Genomic DNA, 16,748 nt, shown 5'->3' on the forward strand with positions numbered 1-16,748 from the left:
TCAGTTCGAAAGCTGACGGGGGATTTTTGTATAGCCTGTCTGGGGTCAGGCCTTGCTCATGGCATCAAGTTCCTGGCGATGGGCATGCAGTTTGTGGAAGATGGCATAGCGGCGGTCGTGGTCTGCCCTGGCACTTTCATCCGGGGTTTTGACGGTTTCGGGTGCAGCCATGCTGCGTGATGCCGCTTCAAGCCCACCTTCGCTATCCAGTGCGGCGGCGGCGAGCATGGCAGAGCCGAGCAGGACCGGTTCCGGGCATTCCGACATAACAACATCACAGCCTGTAACATCGGCATACAGCTTGACCAGAACCGGGCTGGCGGTGTGCCCGCCGCTAAGGTGAATATGGCGGATGTCATAGCCCGTGGCATTCAGCGCATCGATGATATGGCGGGTGCCATAGGCAATGGCGCAGGCGGTCGCCCAATACAGGTCAAGGAAGCTTTCTTCGCTTTGATCGAGTGTAAGGCCACTGATAACCCCCAGGGCCTCGGGGTCCGCCAGCGGAGAACGATTACCGTGAAAATCGGGCAGCATATGCAGGCGTGGCGCCAGATCGGCCTGTTCCATCATGCGCGGTAGCAGTTTTTCACCGGCAAGGCGGTGGGCATCGCGGCCCATGTCACGGGCAAACGGGTGCAGGGCACAGATATGATCCAAAAGCGCCCCGGTGGCGGATTGCCCGCCTTCATTAAGCCAAAGACCCGGTGCCACCGCGCCAAAATATGGCCCCCACACACCTTTAATAAAGCGCGCTTCGGGTGACAGCGCCATATGGCAGGTGGAGGTTCCTGCGATCATGGCAAAGCGTTGATCGAGATTGCCGCCAAGATGCGCGCCAAGGGTGCCCAGTGCTCCGGCATGGGCATCAATCAACCCGGCCCCAACCATGCAGTTGGTATTCAGGCCCAGTTCACGGGCGGCAGTCGCTGACAGATTGCCCACTGGGGTTCCCACAGCAACGGCGGGGCCATCGATACCGACTTTTTCAATAAAATCATCCAGCCCGACGGAGGACAGGAATTCCTGGTTCCAGGGGTTTTCCTCGTGGGCAAGGTGTGTCCATTTGCAGGTGACGGTGCAGCAGGAACGGGCATTGTCCCCGGTGGCACGATAAGCCAGAAAATCGGCCAGATCATAGGCAGCCGTCATTTTGTTCCAGACTTCGGGACTATGCCGTTTCAGCCACATCAGTTTGGGAATTTCCATTTCCGGCGACATGGTGCCACCGATATAGTCCAGCACCTTGGACCCGGTGGCGGTACATTCTTCGGCCTCGCGGGTGGCGCGGTGATCCATCCAGACGATGACGTCCCAATTGGCCGGGCCATCGGGCGATACCGGCAGTGGGCTGTCATTTGCGCCGCGAATAACCAGCGAACAGGTGGCATCAAAGCCAATCGCGGCCACATCATTGCCATTCACATCCGCCCTGATCAACGCGTCCTTGACCGATTTACAAACCGATTCCCAAATATTTGCGGAATCCTGTTCGACAAAATCGGGGCGCGGGCGGTTCATTGCGATTGGGTGGGATGCACTGCCCAGAAGTTTGCCGGTGCTGTCAAACACGCCAGCGCGCGCGCTGCCGGTTCCCACATCAACACCGATAATTGCCTTGTCTTTCAGGGTCATGGCGATGGTTCCTCCCGCCTCTTGACGTTATCTTTTCCGGGCAGTCTTATAATAGATCCTGCGTTTTGGAAGAAGGTCAGACTGTTATTTTTGCCGTTTCGGCCTAAATTGAACAAAAGACCAGCGGTTGGTCAAATGTTCATTTGTGTTGACGTGCATATTCTTGATTGTCTAGGGTTGGAAATTGCAAAAAAACAAGGTCCGAGAAACAAATGCAACCCACATCCGCTTCCATCGGGTCCTACACCGAACTGCCAGCGGCGATCACGGCCGTCCTTTTTGATTGTGATGGTGTTCTTGTGAATAGCGAGCCGATTTCGCTGTCAACACTGGTGGATGTTCTGGTGCATTTTGGCGCACCGTTATCGGTCGAGGATGTGGCGCGCCTGTTTACCGGGCGTTCCAGTGCCGCACCGATTCAGTATATTTTTGATCAAACCGGCCGCGATGTGAATGCGGAATTCAAACCGTATTTTTATGAAAAGCTGTTTGCACGTTATGAGACCGAACTGCGTAAAATTGACGGTATTGATGGTGTTCTGGCGGCCCTAAAAGCCCGTGGCATTCCGTTTTGCATTTCGTCAAGCAGCTCGGTCCAGCGCCTTGAAACAACCATGCGCCTGACGGGACTGGGGCCCTGGTTTGAAGGTCGCATTTATAGCGCGGATTTTGTTGCCAACGGTAAACCGGCCCCTGACCTGTTTTTATATGCGGCACAGGATATGGGATTTGCGCCAGAAAACTGCCTGGTGGTGGAGGATTCCGTTGCTGGTGCACAGGCCGCGATTGCCGCTGGTATGACCTGCTGGGGCTTTGTTGGCGGCGGCCATTATGACGGATCGCGCGAGACTGCCCGCCAGCGCCTAATTGAGGCCGGTGCGAATCAGGTTTTCACTTCAATGGCAGATATGAAAACGGCAATTTCCGTTTGAGTTAATAGCGGCTTATGCCGGTTGCTGCATAAAATTCGCGATGCGGTGGCCCCAGTTCCGGACGTCATTAATCGATTTTGCGACGTGCAATTCGGCATTGGGGAGTAAACTGACCAGTGTTTGTGCCGTTGTTATGGGATGGCTGGAATCGTTTTCCCAGGCCAGGACCAGTACCGGCACAGATATTGATCTTAGATCATCTTGCGATGGCAGGTCGGACATGCTGGCACCACGTAAAATCGATGGTAAAAGATCCAGGCTGGTTTCAACCGGAAAGGCGGGAAGGTCGGTAAAAATCGGTGGCGGGGCCATATTGGCAGCCAACGCATCAAGCGCAGGTTGGCCGTCCCGTTCGAGGGTACGGGCTGAATTTTGATAAACCGATTTGTGTGCCCGGCGCGTTTCCCACGCGGTTGGCGGGGCGGTCAAGACCAGCTTTGCGAAGGTCTCCGGGGCCTTTAAGGCCGCATGTAGCAAAGTTGCCGTGCCCATTGAACATCCCATGCCGACAATTTTCTGATCCGGCGCGGCGGCCTTGGCAATAGCCAGAAAATCATCTGCCAGCGCGGGCCAGGTAAAGCGTTCTGCAACAGCCCGGGCGTTTGAGCGTCCATGCCCGCGCGCGTCGTAACGAATGAGCGTTCCGGCCGCACTGAGCGGGGCGAAGTCGTAAATTCCTTTATCTTCCAGCGAATAGCTGTTGGACATCAGACCATGTGCCCAGACAAGTGTTGGGCCCGTGGCAGTGCCTTCGCGTGTCCACACCAGTGTTGCGTCTGGCAGGTTTAACTGGCTTTCATGAAGGGCAGGGGATGCGGACATGGCGGGTCTTTTGCGTGGTGAATGACGAGTGATCAGCGATTGCGCAGCAGGCTTTGATATCGTGCTTGACTTTTAAGAAGATGATCACGCATGGCGATGCGGGCACCGTCGGCATCCCGCAGCGTGATCGCCTCATATATGCGGTGATGTTCGGCGAGAATGCGATCGGTGTGTGCAAGCTGTTGTTCAATCGCAATGGGGCGCTGGTGCGGTTGGGCCTGGGCACGGGGAATGGTTTTGTCGCCCAGATAGTCCATAAACGTGACATAGCGGCGGTTGTTTGTGGCATCGGCAATGGCGCGGTGAAATTCATAATCCGCCTGTGCCGCCTGCTTGCCCGATTGCACCTGTCTTTCCATGTCGCGTACGGCTTCGTAAATTTTTGCCTGCTGGGCGGCAGAGCTGCGGCTGCACGCCAGGCCCGCAGCCTCGATTTCGACTGCCATGCGCAGTTCAAGGATTTCGAGCACATCGGACATTTGTGTGGCATTCACATCAAAGACCGATCCGTCATTTTCAGGGGGAACCGGAGCCAGAACAAACACACCCGCCCCCTGACGGGGTTCCAATAAACCATCGGCTTTCAGCACGGCAATAGCCTCGCGCAGCACAGTGCGGCTGACACCAAAATGTTTTGTCAGGACGGGTTCGGTGGGCAGTTTTGCCCCCGGCATCAAATTGCCGCTTTCAATTTCCGTTCGCAGGCTGGAAATGACCTTTTCGGTCAGGGATATTTTGCGCTCGGTCTTGTGCGGGACAGTGTTGGTCATGGGCTTTTCTGGTCAGACGTGTGTGCGTCATGTTTGGATGGTCAGCTTTGGTCTGCTGCGTGTACCGATATATGGACCAGATTGCCATGCAAAAGCTTGGAAGGAGGTTTGTTTTTTACGGACGCGGCTGTGTGTCAGGCGGAATTGCGGCGATTTTTTTCGCCGGACCGTGTGCATTTATGCCGGTTTTTCGTCTGTCACCAGACGAAAACCAAGATGGGCAGGCGGTGTACCCACCGCACAGCCGCCGCGTGCCGGGTCGCGAACCAGAAAGGGAATAACGGCGATATGTTCACCGCCGACATAATAGGCCGGGCATTTTTCAGGGTTGGAGGAGACGCCACTTCCGGCATAACAGTCGCCTGTCCATTCCCAGACACTGCCATCCAGGTCGGCAATACCCTCGGGGCTGGTGGAAAATGCGCCCTGGTCCTTTAATGCGCGGGGCGCAAGCCCCTTGGTCAGATAGGCTGATGCCCAGCGTAAATCCGGATCGGTAAAGATGGGATCGGCTTTTTCCGGGAGTACCGGTTTTGCCATGAAGGTCCATTCCTGCGATGTCGGCAGGCGAAAGCTATGGCGGGATTTATGGTTGATCCAGGCCAGATATTGCGACACGTCAGAAAAATTAAGCCCGGTTGCCGGGGTGCGTGCAGCATCGTGGCCTGCGGGTGGGCGCAATTCTTCGGTGCAGGCGCCATCATTATGGCAGGCATTCCATTGGGCGATGGTGACTTCAAATTTCTGGACGTAAATTTGATGGCCATCAGGTAGCGTTATGGCATGTTCTGCCAGTTCGGGGATATAGGCAAAATCGGCATGCGGTTTGTTGCAGGCCCCAAGGCCCCATAATGACGCCGCCAGCAGCCCGGCAATGACGAAAGTCTTCGTGCGATAACCAGTCTGACAGGCGGCGATCATCATCGTTCTCCCGTTATTTTGCAATCGGGCGCGGGGCGGCAACCTGTTCCATCAGGCTGTTATTCCATTCACCTTCCACCACAAAATGGGCGGTTGCACCCAAAAGCGCGGCCTCGATCAGATTGTGGTTCACATAGGCGTAAACGCCGGGTTGTTTGAAGGTATACATGGCCGCACCGGCACTGCCGCCACGAATGAACCAGGTTTCCAGGCCGGTTTGCGGGGCATCCCCAAACGATCCGGTTTCCCAGACAAAGTCGCCATGACCGCCAATCAGGTGCGGGCGGGTGTCGCGATTGGCCTGGTTATGGATCATCAGGACGGTTTCACCAACTTTGGCCTTCAGCGCATGGTCGCCGGTAAGTGCGCCGACCGAACCGTTAAACACCGAATGGGTCGGGATCAGGGTGCGCATGGCATCCACGCTGTCGGCATAGTCGTCGCCAGCGGCATCATAGGTCTTGTAATCGCCCTTTTCATCGCGCGGCAGATAGAAATCCTGTTCGCCGATATAGGCAACACTGTCATATCGCAAGGCCTTGCCGTCGCGGTCCTTCAGGCCGTCACGCGGCAGGATCATGACAGCACCATTCATGCCATGCGTGACATGATAGGGGATCATCGCGCCACCCGGCGCACAGTGATAGGTAAAGACACCCGGTTTGATCGCCTTGAAGCGCAGAACGGTTTCTTCACCCGGGTAAATATGGGTCAGGCCGCCACCACCCAGGGCACCGGTTGATGCGTGGAAGTCAATATTATGTTCCATCGCATTGCTGGCCGGATTCCGCAGGGTCAGTTCAATATAGTCGCCTTCATGGGCAATAATCATCGGGCCGGGGACAGACCCGTTATAGGTTAGCGCCCAGATACTGGCACCGGTATCTTCATCGACGGTCAGAAGTTTTTCTTCAATTTCCATCGTGACTTCGATGATTTTTGGCCCGCCTTTGGCAACCTGGTCGTGTTTGGGCACAAAGGGTGGCATAACCAGTTCCTGTTTGACACGGGTATAGCCGGTCAGGTCTGCTGGTTTGGCCTTGGGTTTGTCACTGGCCTGTGCGCTGGCATGCGTGATTGGCAGTTTGCGGGGAGTAACGACCTTGGGACGGGCGGCAATGGGCTGGGCTTGTGCGGTGGCAACACCCAGGGTTGCTGCGGCAGCACCGGCAAGAAAACTGCCGCGCAGGATGTTGCGCCGGTTGAGTTTCAGGCCGTCGATATCGAACTTGTTACGCATTTTCGCCTCGCGTTTCGCGTTTTTGGATTTGTTCTGAAGGTCGGTTCAGTTCGGGAATTGCGGAAGGATCAAAGCTTTGAAAGCTGTTCTTCAAAACGGGCCTTGGCCTTGGGCGGGATGCGGCCTTCAAGGAAACTTTCCGGGGCTTTGGCACTGTCGCCAACCACAATGGTCATGACCATGCCCATTGCGTAATGCGGTTTGCATTCAACGGCATAAAAGCCCTCGGTATCGAAGGTAACTTCGATTTCCTTGCTGATTTTGCCAGCAAATGGTTTGGCCCCCTCGGGAATGCGGTCCTTGACCGTTTCGGCATTGTGGCCCTTGCTTGTGGGGACAAATTTGACGCTGTCACCTGGTGCAAGGCGCAGGTGGTCCGGTTCAAAAACCATGACCTGATCACCGCTTTTATTGAGCATTTTGACTTCAAATGTTTCAGCCATTGCGGTTGTGCCAAACAGGGTGGCAAGAACCAGTGCCGATGCGATTGTCCGGAACATTTTCAAATCCCCTTCAATTTTTGATTTGTCTGGGTGAAAATACGCGACTGGCCGATGTAAACTTTGCGATAGCGCAACCTTCTCGATGAATCCGGGAATGAGGTTGATTATTATTCGTGCGACGGTGTGCATGGGAATGTGTACAAAAGGGCAAGGGGACGAAGACGGGGATGGAAAACCAGAGCGAACACAAGTCACTGGCAAGGCTTGATGAAAGCCTGTTAACGCATATTCCGCCTTTTTCACGGTTAAAGGATTTTCAGATCCGGGAAATACTGGATCATGCAACTACCCGGCGCTGTGCTGAAGGTGTGACCGTGTTTACCGAGGGTGACCCTGCAGAACGGTTTTATATGCTGCTGGATGGGTATATTCGGGTGTTGCGCATTACCCCGGCAGGCGAACAGGTCATATCCCTGCATATTCCAAGCGGGCAGTTATTTGGCATTGCCAGGGCACTTGGCCGTGATACCTACCCGGCGACGGCCGTTACAGCATCGGAAGCGATCATTCTAAGCTGGCCGACCACCTTGTGGGACCATTTTGTGCAGGATTACGACGGGTTTTCATCGGAGACCTATAAGGTCGTGGGTCAGCGGATGGGCGAAATCAATATGCGGGTGGTGGAAATGGCCACCCAGCAGGTTGAACAGCGCGTTGCCAACACCCTGTTGCGCCTGGTGGAGCAAACCGGGCGCAAGGTCAAGGACGGGATCGAGGTGGATTTTTCCATCACCCGGCAGGATCTTTCAGAAATGACGGCAACCACCCTGCACACGATCAGCCGCCTGTTAAGTGCGTGGGAAAAGAAGGGGCTGGTGAAGAGCCGCCGCAAACATATTGTGGTCAGCGATGCTGCCGGGTTGGTGGTTTTGGGGCAGCATCACGCCTGATTTGCCATCGGTTGGCGATCCTGAGGGTCAGGACCGCCTTGCAGACAGGATCAGAAAGTAGGCGGTGCCGATGAGAGCTGCGATCAGCCCGGTGGGCAATTGTTGCGGATAAAGGATGTTGCGTGCCAGCCATTCGGCGACCATCATCACATTGGCCCCGATCAGGATAGCCCCCAGAAAATGCGCCCCGGCAAGCCGAAACCCGGCAATCCGCGCCAGATGCGGTGCCATCAAACCGACAAAACTGAGCGGCCCGACAAGCAGGGTGGAAACGGCGGCCAAAATGGCGGCCCCCGTCATCATGGCAAGGCGGAAGGCCGAAATACCAAGACCCAGCGAAACCGCTTGATCTGCCCCCATTGATGCCAGTTCCAGCGGGCGGCGTGCCAGTAAGATAAGGGCGGATAGGATGGCGGTAATGATGGCAACCGTAATGACTTCATCAAGCCGGGTGAAATACGTCGTTCCGGCCAGCCAGGAAATCAGCATGGTGGCCTTGGTGCCGCTATGGGTGAGCGCAATGCGCACGACCGATCCCAGAATAGCCGTCAGGGCGAGGCCGTTTAACAACAGATAATGGGGGGCATGGTTGAAATTGCGGCACAGGGCCAGCAATACAAACAAAGCAATGATCCCGCCGAGCGAGCCGATCAGCATCAGTTCGGTGCGTCCCTCAAAACCAAAATATACCATTGCGACAATCATGGTAAGCGCGGTTGCCGAACTAACTCCGGTGATTTCCGGGCTTGCCATCGGGTTATGGCCGACGCGTTGGATCAGGGTTCCCGATACCGCAAGGGCCGCGCCACAAACAATGGCGGCAAGGGTGCGCTGGGCGCGGTCATTAATGGTGCTGGTAAAGGCGAACAGATCGTTAAGCGGCGCTAAAACCGGGTGACTGTTGCTATCAAGCGAGAACAAAAGCGATGTGAAGAGGCCGACTACCAAGACCGCAAACAATACCGTAAGCAGGATGTGACGCGAGGTGATTTTATAATCGACCGGGTGGTCCTGCCGGTTGGCATTGCCATCGGGCATGATGCGCGCCTTGCGCAAAATGAGGATGACAAAGGGCGCGCCAATAAGTGCTGTGGCCGCGCCGGTCGGGAAAATATCGCCGCCTGTGCCGGCAAATTGGCGCATGACATAATCGATAATCATCAGTCCGCAGCCACCGACCAGAAACGACATCGCCAATAGTGGACGTGAACGGTTATAACCAACAAACCGCAGGGTTGCGGGCACGGCAAGGCCGATAAAGCCGATCATGCCGACGGTGGAAATGATGCTGGCGGTGATGAAAACCGCAATGGTCAGGATACCCAGCCGCAACCATTTGACCGGTGCGCCCAGGGAATTGGCCGTGTCATCGCCCAGTGCCAGAATATCGAGCGGGCGAACCAGGGCAAGGACGGCCAGAATGGCGATCACCAGCCGTGGTGCAAGATAAAGGGTACTGTCCCAGCCATTTTGGGCAAGGTCGCCAGCGCCCCACATAAAAACGGAATCAAGAAATTGCTGGTTAAACAGAATGAAAATCTGCGTTGCAGAATGCAAAAGCAGGTTCACAATCATGCCAGCAAGGATCAGCCAAAGGGATGCGTTGCTGCGCCCTGATGCGATCAGGTAAACAATGCCAAGGGCTCCCATGCCTCCGGCCAGCGTGAACATATCTTGCCAGGCTGCATAGGATGCCGGGGCCAGAACCAGAAACATCGTCAGGGCCAGTTCGACGCCCGCCCCCACACCCAGCGTTACCGGGGATGCCAACGGGTTCCGAAAAATGGTTTGAATGGCGGCACCGGCAACGGCAAGCCCGGCACCGCACATAAATGCCATTACAGTGCGGGGCAGGGTGCTGAAATGATAAAATATTTGGTCAAAGCGGGTTTCATCGGGCGCAAACAGCGCCTGCCAGGTGGTGCCATTTTGGGCAAAGGGCACCAAATCGACCAACAGGCTGATGATTGCCAGAAGGATGAAAAACGCCGGTATCAGGGTGGCGGCACTTGCCGGACGCAGGGTCATTTATAGGGGCCGTTTTCAATTTGTGTCGCCAGCAGGTCGGCAAAGCGCATGGCCGAATAAAGCCCGCCATAGGTCCAGACCGGCGGAACCTGATAAACCCTGTTTTGCCGGGCAAAGCCCTGCATTTTCCAAAGCGGCGAATGAATGATGCGCTGTCGTACCGGGTCGGGTGTTGGTTCGATAAAGGCCACCAAATCATTGGCAAAGGGGGCAAGAAGCTCCAGCCCGCCGCGCGCAAAACCCCAGCCATTGGTATCCCCGTTATAGGCGGTGGGAATATTCATCGCCGCCAATACGGTATTGGGCAGGGATGGCGGACCAAAAACATTGATTTGGGCATCCGAATTGATGCGAATGACAGCAATTTTTCGCTCATCCCCCAAAACCGCCCGAATACGCGCACCATCCCTGGCAAAGGTATCATCTGCCTGTTGCAGGATTTGCTTTGCACGTTTCTGTCGCCCGGTGACGTCTGCAATTTGCAGGGTGGCTTTGCGCAGGCTTTCAAGGGCGGGCAGGTCATTATTGTAGGTCGATATGACCATTGTCGGGGCAATTTCCGAAAAGGCATCATAGGCCATGGATAATTGCCCGCTGATCAGGATCAGGTCCGGTTTTGCCTTGCGCAGGGCTTCCATATTGGGGGATTGGCGCTGCCCGATATCGACAAAATCCTGGGGTAAATCGGGTGTGACGACCCATTTGTAATAATCGTCAGGGTCGGCAACGGCGACCGGGTCGATGCCCAGCGCAATAACTGTTTCTGTCAGTGACCAGTTGGTTACGGCGATGCGGGTGGGTGGGGTTACGAAACTGACGCTGCCCATTTCATGTTGATAGGTTTTGCTTTGGGCTAGGGCCGGAATGGCCGGTGCCGTAATAATGCAAATGGCAGAAATGGCGATAAAGAACAAACGGCGCATTTGTTGCCTCTATGCGATGTAACTTACGGAAATGTTGGATTGCGGCAGGGTTATAACGCCGATTTCGGCATCGTAAATTTTTTGCAGGGTCTCGGCCTGCATGAAATGTTGCGCCGTTCCCTGCCAGCAGGTTTTGCCGTTTCGCAGGGCGAGAATATGGTCGGCAAATCGCCCCACCATGTCGATATCGTGCAAAACTGCAATAACGGTCAGGCCAATGGTGTTTTTCAGGTCTGAGACAAGATGCAGAATGTCGCGCTGATGGCCGACATCAAGCGCGCTTGTTGGTTCATCAAGCAGCAAAATGGGCGCATCCTGTGCCAGCAGCATGGCAAGCCAGACGCGCTGGCGTTCGCCACCCGAAAGGCTGGCGACAAGGCGGTTTGCAATATCATCGACATGGGTGAGCGTCATTGCCTGTTCGATTTTTTCATAATCGGCAGTGCGGTAACGCCCGAACGCCCCGCGCCAGGGATAGCGGCCAAACCCAACAAGTTCGCGCACGGTAAGGTGCGGCGGTACTGTGGGGTTTTGTGGTAAATAGGCGACCTCGCGGGCAAAGTCGCGGATGGAGCGTTGTTCCAGTGCCATGTTGCCCATGCGAATGTCACCTTCAAACTGGCGATATTTGCGGGCCAGAATTTTAAGCAGTGTGCTTTTCCCCGAGCCGTTATGCCCGACAATCGCCGAAAAGGCACGCGTCGGAAACGAAACCGTAATGGCCGATAACAGGGACTTGGCTGTTTTGCCTTCGGTGCGAAAGCCAACATCCTTTAAGTCAAACATTGCATCATAAATCCGCTTGGGGCAGTACCCGACCCGCCAAAAGGGTCGCGATACCATCTGTTCGTAAATTTGTGAGAATGCTTATCAATAACCCAACGCAAATGCAACCGAGTTGCGATTGCAGAATGCGGCGGTGGTGGTTGTGTGGTGCATCGGGAAAAACCGGTTTATCTTATTTTATGGCTTTTCATCTTTGCAGCTGCGCGCTAGCAATGAATTTAATGAAATTGTGCCGGTCTGTAACCTTGCAAGGTCGGCGTGTTGCCATAGGTTAATGGCGATACTGTGCCAGCATAAAATGAACAGTCAGGGGAACGTCATGACCGATATTCAAACGCCATTGCCCGATTTGCGCTGCCAGCTTGGTGAAGGGCCGTTTTGGGACCAGCCCACCCAAACCCTTTATTGGGTTGATATCATTGGCAAAGCGGCGTTTGCCTGGAAACCCGCGCAAAACGATTTTCAGAAATGGACGTTTGACAGTCTGATTTCGGCCATTGTCCCCCGTCAACAGGGCGGTTTTCTGGTTGCTTTGCACAATGAACTGGCTTTTTTTGACCCGGAAACGGGCAAAGTCACACCGTTCGTTGCACCGGATGGGGATCATGCGCAAAACCGCTCAAACGAGGCGCGGGTGGACCCGGCGGGGCGTTTCTGGCTGGGCACCATGCAAAACAATATCGGCCCGAACGGTGAAGCTGTTGAAATTATCGAACATAGCGGCACGTTGAACCGCGTTGACGCGGATGGCACCATCACCCGTTTTGGCGACAATATCGGCATTTCCAATACGATGTTATGGTCGCATGATGGCACTAAAATGTATTTTGGTGATACGCTCGCCAACCGCATGGATGTTTATGATTTCGACATGACGAGCGGGACACCCAGCAACCCGCAACTGTTTTGTTCGGTTGAAGGGCGGGGTGGCATGGATGGATCGGCGATGGATTGTGACGGATTTATCTGGAATGCGCGGTATGGCGGGTCCTGCATTATTCGTTTTAACCCAAAAGGGGCGGTGGACCGTATCATCGACCTGCCTGTGACCAACCCGACCAGTTGTGTTTTTGGCGGTCCGGATATGACAACATTGTATATTACATCGGCTGCGGATGATACGGATGGGAGCCGCCCGCTTGAAGGGGCGGTTCTTGCCATTGAAACGGGCTTTGTCGGGGCACCGTGCCACCGATTTGCCGGATAGATTGAAGGGTTAAGTTAGATATTTTCGTATGCGGCGACGGGGCAAACGGGGGCGGGGCCCGGTTCGTGGCATTTTTGTAATGTTTTAGAAAAGTTATGAAATTTCGCTTTTTTGGCCTTGGTTTTCTGCTCTTTTGCGATCACCATGAGGGGCGGGTCTAAAAGAACGAGCAAATCCGAGGAAAAAAATGAAGATCTCACCTTTTCGCTGGGGGAAGGTGCGCGTTGTTATGGTGCTGGCGGCCCTGTCATCGGTTGCCGCCTGTGCGTTTTCAATGCCACATACAGAAACAATTGTTGGAACAGTTTCCTATCGGGAAAAGGTGGCAACCGAACCGTCCTGGATGATGACGGTCAGGTTGCTTGATGTATCGCGCGCTGATGCCCCGGCAAGCGAGGTTGCGGCTGTGTCGCGGCCGGCCGGCGCGCCGCCAATGGCATTTGAGTTACCCTATCAATCGAATGAAATTGATGCTGCGCATCGCTATGCGCTGGAGGCGGTTATTTCCGATGGCAAAGGGACAAAACTGTTTCGTAATGAGGTGTCCTACTCTGTCTTGACCGCAGGCAACCCCGATGCTGTTAGCATCGAGGTGGTTCGTTTGCCCCAGCAGACGCCGTTGGATGCCAAGCATAAAAAAGAGAAATCGGTAACTGATAAGCGGGTGGCGAAAATTGATCAAAACCTGGCACAATATCGCCGTATTGTCGGCAGTCATGCCAAGAATGATGGTGCCGGCAGTTTTGACGCATTTTTACAGGAGGATGGCACCCCGGTTTTGATCCGTCAGAGCCGTGATCTGGGTGATTATGGGACCTCGGATATTTCGTTTTATTTCAGCAAGGGGGCTTTGCTGCGATTTGATGAAAAGGCAACCCGCGATGTTTTTGGCGTGGCGGGCAAGAAGGCTGCTGCAAATTCGGGCGGCATTGATTACCGCCTGGTGCTGGATTTTGCCAAGGGGAAATATAAAACCGGTGAAAAGCGAATTAACGGCCAGATCAGCGCGCCGGATAAGCACGAAATCAGCAGCGCCCAGACCCAGACGAAACTGGTGCTGACCCGTCTTAAAACCGAGCTTGCGGCGACGGCTATGTCCGAACCGGAAGGGCGACAGACCTTTGTGTGCGATAACCAGTCCCGGTTTTATGCGACTTTTGATAACGATAAAGACCAGGTTCGGATCGAGTTTTTGGGACGGGAGCCTATTTTCCTGCCCGCAAAACGTTCGGCATCGGGCTTTTTATACGCCAATGACGATTATGAAATGCAGGGTAAAGGCAAAAACGCCACCTGGAAAACGCTGGCCGATGGCAAAGAAACCGGCTGTACTGTTTCGGCCGAAATTGCCGGGTTGGCGCTGGCCCCGGGTGATTTCCCGACGGTAACGGTTAAATCATTGATGCAAAGCGGAAACAGTGAGTGGACCCGCTATTTTGATGATTTGATGCCGGCCATCAAGGCATGTTTGGCCCGCGCGGTGGGGGATCTGCCGTCGGTGTTGAAAGCCTGGCCGATGAATCACGGCATGGTGGGTGTTCGCACTGTTAACATTAATGGCGGGCGGTATGACTGCCTGGCCCCGTCAACCGGTTTGGGGGACATTCATGTCGAGGCGGTTGAAGGACCAACCAATGTGTTACCCGGCGAACGTGATGTGATGTTCACCCCGGCTGCTGGAGCGTATCCGGCTGATGACTGTTATCAGCATAAAAAACTGATGAAAAACGGTGTTTTCATTGGCTGGCTTTCGCGCAATGCCTGCGAAAGCTAGGGTTTGAAAGATGCAATTTGATGGCATCTGATTAATACAGACAAAGCCCCGTCGCATATGACGGGGCTTTGTCGTTTGTGGAATGGCAGTGCCGTTTTGTGGGGGCTTAATGGGTTTGGTAACGTCCGGTCGGGCGCAGAACGCCACTGGTCCCGGCCAGAACATCTTCACCAAGGTTAAGCCCCAGAAAGCGGTGCCGGTCAAAATAACCGGGCATCGCCAGGCCCGCAGCCGGTGCGGCGGTAAAGCCGAACCGGGCATAATATTGAGGATCCCCCACCAGTAGAATGGCCCGATGGCCGGTATCATAGGCAGCATTGATGGCAGCGTACATCAAGCCCGCCCCGACACCGGAACCATTATAGGACTTTTCTACCGCAAGCGGGCCCAGCATCAGGGCGGAACCGCCATTGCCCGCGTCGACATTCCACAATCGGACAGTCCCGATCATGTGTTTGCCATCATGGGCAACAAAGGCCAGTCCGTCTGCCGGTAAACGGCCCGCACGGATCAATTCGGACGATTTTTTAAATCGGTCCGGTCCCATCACGCGATCCAGCAGCTTTTCCCGTTCGATGTGGGAGTAAGCACCTTCGCGATCGATCACGATCATTGACGTGATGCCTAGATGATATAGGCAGCGAGCGGCGAAAAGCCGTTAAACGCCACCGACGCATAAGTCGTGGTATAGGCACCGGTTGCCTCGATCAGAACCTCGTCACCGATGGTCAATGCAATCGGCAGATCGTAGGGTTTCTTTTCGTAAAGCACGTCGGCCGAATCGCAGGTCGGACCGGCTAGAACACACGGGGCCACATCGCCGCCATCATGGATCGTGGTGATGGGGTAACGAATGGCTTCGTCCATCGTTTCGGCCAGGCCGCCGAATTTGCCAATGTCGAGGTAAACCCAGCGCACCGGATCATCGTCATGTTTGCGCGCAATCAGCACGACTTCGGCTTTGATCACGCCCGCATCCCCTACCATGCCACGGCCCGGTTCGATAATGGTTTCGGGCATGTGGTTGCCAAAATGGCTGTGCAGGGCATCAATGATAGCCGCGCCATAGGCTTCGGTTGCCGGAACGTCGCGCAGGTAACGGGTCGGGAAACCACCGCCCATATTAACCATACGCAGCATAATGCCTTTTTCCGCCAGGGTGCGGAAAATCATCGAAGCTTCGGCAAGGGCGGTGTTCCAAGCATCCAGGTTGCACTGCTGGGAGCCTACATGGAAGGAAACGCCATAGGCATCCAGGCCCAGGTGATGGGCATGCTGCAATACGTCAAGCGCCATGGTCGGTGCGCAGCCAAATTTGCGCGACAGCGGCCATTCGGCACCGGCACCGTCGGTCAGGATGCGGCAGAAAACGCGCGAAGCCGGGGCAACACGGGCAATTTTTTCAACTTCTTCGACGCAATCAACGGCGAACAGGCGCACACCCAGTGCATAGGCACGGGCGATATCGCGTTCTTTTTTGATGGTGTTGCCAAAGGAAATGCGTTCCGGGGTGGCGCCAGCGGCCATTGCCATTTCGATTTCCGGCACGGATGCGGTATCGAAATTGCTGCCGAGGTCGGCCAGAAGGCTCAGAACTTCCGGTGCCGGGTTTGCCTTCACCGCATAGAAAATGCGGGAATCCGGCAGGGCACGGGTAAAGGTTTCGTAGTTGCGCTGAACTACGTCAAGGTCAACAACAAGGCACGGACCTTCCGGTCGGTTCTGGGCGAGGAAATCAATAATACGCTGCGTTGCCATGGGGGCGTTCTCCCATTCCACTATAAAATCGACATAGCGACACCTGATGCATCCTGACGCGGTGGAGGCGCAGAATGCGGTCTATCGGTATGCCAGACGTGAACACGGATGATCCGGTTCGCGAATTTTGCCTCGATATAAGAATGGGAAGATGCCATTCCGCACGGCGGGCAATGATGGTGTGCCTCTTTAGTGTCTGCGGTATTTGGACAACCGCTGGAGACCAAAAAAGCCCTACACCGTCGTTGCTTTAAGTAAGTCCTACAGGGTTCCTTGGCAGGACCACCACAGGCACGTGCGACTTTGGGCAAGCCGGGATTTACGCCTGTTTTTTATTTGGCGCAAGCGGTTTTTTTCCTCAGCTAAAATGTTTTTTGTCATGACCCAAAACCCCCAGATATCCCCTTGGTTTCTGGCGTGATTTTCATTTTCCCAACTAACGGAAAACAGGCCGTTTTTTTCGCGACTGCTGCACGGCAACCCTATGTTGCAAAGCTATTTGAAACGGGTCACATTATTGCCACGCGTCATGGCTTATCTGTTCTGACAGGTTTTTGAC

At 54.9% G+C, this 16,748-nt stretch carries 15 protein-coding genes; 4 read left to right on the top strand and 11 right to left on the bottom strand.

The genetic code is table 11. The annotated features are described in order from the left end of the window. Nucleotides 1–45 precede the first annotated feature (45 nt). Nucleotides 46–1,635, bottom strand: a complete 1,590-nt coding sequence (locus LF95_RS19070) for an FGGY-family carbohydrate kinase (protein ID WP_073956787.1) — start codon at nt 1,633–1,635, stop codon at nt 46–48. A gap of 212 nt (nt 1,636–1,847) precedes the next feature. On the opposite strand from LF95_RS19070, the gene LF95_RS19075 reads away from it, so the two are divergent. Next, the gene (locus LF95_RS19075; RefSeq protein ID WP_073956788.1) at nt 1,848–2,567 is read left to right on the top strand and encodes an HAD family hydrolase; all 720 of its coding nucleotides are present in this window, start codon (nt 1,848–1,850) and stop codon (nt 2,565–2,567) included. Nucleotides 2,568–2,579: 12 nt separating this feature from the next. Here LF95_RS19075 and LF95_RS19080 read toward each other — a convergent pair whose 3' ends face one another. The 5 genes from LF95_RS19080 to LF95_RS19100 form a co-directional block, all read right to left on the bottom strand. After that, the gene (locus LF95_RS19080; protein WP_073956789.1) at nt 2,580–3,389 is read right to left on the bottom strand and encodes an alpha/beta fold hydrolase; all 810 of its coding nucleotides are present in this window, start codon (nt 3,387–3,389) and stop codon (nt 2,580–2,582) included. A 32-nt stretch (nt 3,390–3,421) separates the two neighbouring features. Continuing rightward, the gene (locus LF95_RS19085; RefSeq protein ID WP_073956790.1) at nt 3,422–4,159 is read right to left on the bottom strand and encodes a FadR/GntR family transcriptional regulator; all 738 of its coding nucleotides are present in this window, start codon (nt 4,157–4,159) and stop codon (nt 3,422–3,424) included. Nucleotides 4,160–4,336: 177 nt separating this feature from the next. Beyond that, entirely contained in the window at nt 4,337–5,083 is a 747-nt protein-coding gene (locus tag LF95_RS19090) for a formylglycine-generating enzyme family protein (RefSeq protein ID WP_073956791.1), read from the bottom strand. A 10-nt stretch (nt 5,084–5,093) separates the two neighbouring features. After that, the gene (gene nirK, locus LF95_RS19095) at nt 5,094–6,320 is read right to left on the bottom strand and encodes a copper-containing nitrite reductase (RefSeq protein WP_073956792.1); all 1,227 of its coding nucleotides are present in this window, start codon (nt 6,318–6,320) and stop codon (nt 5,094–5,096) included. A 68-nt stretch (nt 6,321–6,388) separates the two neighbouring features. Next, complete coding sequence (locus LF95_RS19100) at nt 6,389–6,820, bottom strand: pseudoazurin (protein ID WP_073956793.1); 432 nt, start codon at nt 6,818–6,820, stop codon at nt 6,389–6,391. Nucleotides 6,821–6,990: 170 nt separating this feature from the next. On the opposite strand from LF95_RS19100, the gene LF95_RS19105 reads away from it, so the two are divergent. Further along, on the top strand, nt 6,991–7,713 hold the full coding sequence (locus LF95_RS19105) for a Crp/Fnr family transcriptional regulator (RefSeq protein WP_143182109.1): 723 nt from the start codon (nt 6,991–6,993) through the stop codon (nt 7,711–7,713). A 27-nt stretch (nt 7,714–7,740) separates the two neighbouring features. On the opposite strand, the gene fhuB is transcribed toward LF95_RS19105, so the two are convergent. The 3 genes from fhuB to LF95_RS19120 are packed head-to-tail and all read right to left on the bottom strand — an operon-like array spanning nt 7,741 to nt 11,450. Then, entirely contained in the window at nt 7,741–9,741 is a 2,001-nt protein-coding gene (gene fhuB / locus LF95_RS19110; protein WP_073956794.1) for a Fe(3+)-hydroxamate ABC transporter permease FhuB, read from the bottom strand. Further along, nucleotides 9,738–10,664, bottom strand: coding sequence for an ABC transporter substrate-binding protein (locus tag LF95_RS19115; RefSeq protein WP_073956795.1), 927 nt, complete (start codon nt 10,662–10,664; stop codon nt 9,738–9,740). The genes fhuB and LF95_RS19115 overlap by 4 nt, the downstream gene beginning before the upstream one ends. A 9-nt stretch (nt 10,665–10,673) precedes the next feature. After that, nucleotides 10,674–11,450, bottom strand: coding sequence for an ABC transporter ATP-binding protein (locus LF95_RS19120; RefSeq protein WP_083607822.1), 777 nt, complete (start codon nt 11,448–11,450; stop codon nt 10,674–10,676). A 319-nt stretch (nt 11,451–11,769) separates the two neighbouring features. On the opposite strand from LF95_RS19120, the gene LF95_RS19125 reads away from it, so the two are divergent. Both LF95_RS19125 and LF95_RS19130 read left to right on the top strand, forming a co-directional pair. Continuing rightward, nucleotides 11,770–12,657: an SMP-30/gluconolactonase/LRE family protein gene (locus tag LF95_RS19125; RefSeq protein WP_073956797.1), complete on the top strand. Its 888-nt coding sequence runs from the start codon at nt 11,770–11,772 to the stop codon at nt 12,655–12,657. 187 nt (nt 12,658–12,844) lie between these two features. Continuing rightward, complete coding sequence (locus LF95_RS19130) at nt 12,845–14,431, top strand: YbaY family lipoprotein (RefSeq protein WP_083607823.1); 1,587 nt, start codon at nt 12,845–12,847, stop codon at nt 14,429–14,431. 106 nt (nt 14,432–14,537) lie between these two features. Here the strand turns inward: LF95_RS19130 and LF95_RS19135 are convergent, their stop codons facing one another. Together LF95_RS19135 and LF95_RS19140 are read right to left on the bottom strand one after the other, a co-directional pair. Further along, the gene (locus LF95_RS19135) at nt 14,538–15,044 is read right to left on the bottom strand and encodes a GNAT family N-acetyltransferase (RefSeq protein WP_073956798.1); all 507 of its coding nucleotides are present in this window, start codon (nt 15,042–15,044) and stop codon (nt 14,538–14,540) included. A gap of 11 nt (nt 15,045–15,055) precedes the next feature. After that, nucleotides 15,056–16,189, bottom strand: a complete 1,134-nt coding sequence (locus LF95_RS19140) for a type III PLP-dependent enzyme (RefSeq protein WP_073956799.1) — start codon at nt 16,187–16,189, stop codon at nt 15,056–15,058. Nucleotides 16,190–16,748 lie beyond the last annotated feature (559 nt).

It is taken from the genome of Thalassospira sp. TSL5-1 (assembly GCF_001907695.1).
Lineage (GTDB): Bacteria > Pseudomonadota > Alphaproteobacteria > Rhodospirillales > Thalassospiraceae > Thalassospira.

Coding starts and splice junctions, on each gene's coding strand:
- fhuB (WP_073956794.1), bottom strand. CDS start 9,741: ATGACCCTGCGTCCGGCAAGTGCCGCCACCCTGATACCGGCGTTTTTC.
- LF95_RS19140 (WP_073956799.1), bottom strand. CDS start 16,189: ATGGCAACGCAGCGTATTATTGATTTCCTCGCCCAGAACCGACCGGAA.
- nirK (WP_073956792.1), bottom strand. CDS start 6,320: ATGCGTAACAAGTTCGATATCGACGGCCTGAAACTCAACCGGCGCAAC.
- LF95_RS19075 (WP_073956788.1), top strand. CDS start 1,848: ATGCAACCCACATCCGCTTCCATCGGGTCCTACACCGAACTGCCAGCG.
- LF95_RS19105 (WP_143182109.1), top strand. CDS start 6,991: ATGGAAAACCAGAGCGAACACAAGTCACTGGCAAGGCTTGATGAAAGC.
- LF95_RS19070 (WP_073956787.1), bottom strand. CDS start 1,635: ATGACCCTGAAAGACAAGGCAATTATCGGTGTTGATGTGGGAACCGGC.
- LF95_RS19135 (WP_073956798.1), bottom strand. CDS start 15,044: ATGATCGTGATCGATCGCGAAGGTGCTTACTCCCACATCGAACGGGAA.
- LF95_RS19115 (WP_073956795.1), bottom strand. CDS start 10,664: ATGCGCCGTTTGTTCTTTATCGCCATTTCTGCCATTTGCATTATTACG.
- LF95_RS19080 (WP_073956789.1), bottom strand. CDS start 3,389: ATGTCCGCATCCCCTGCCCTTCATGAAAGCCAGTTAAACCTGCCAGAC.
- LF95_RS19130 (WP_083607823.1), top strand. CDS start 12,845: ATGAAGATCTCACCTTTTCGCTGGGGGAAGGTGCGCGTTGTTATGGTG.
- LF95_RS19085 (WP_073956790.1), bottom strand. CDS start 4,159: ATGACCAACACTGTCCCGCACAAGACCGAGCGCAAAATATCCCTGACC.
- LF95_RS19120 (WP_083607822.1), bottom strand. CDS start 11,450: ATGTTTGACTTAAAGGATGTTGGCTTTCGCACCGAAGGCAAAACAGCC.
- LF95_RS19090 (WP_073956791.1), bottom strand. CDS start 5,083: ATGATGATCGCCGCCTGTCAGACTGGTTATCGCACGAAGACTTTCGTC.
- LF95_RS19125 (WP_073956797.1), top strand. CDS start 11,770: ATGACCGATATTCAAACGCCATTGCCCGATTTGCGCTGCCAGCTTGGT.
- LF95_RS19100 (WP_073956793.1), bottom strand. CDS start 6,820: ATGTTCCGGACAATCGCATCGGCACTGGTTCTTGCCACCCTGTTTGGC.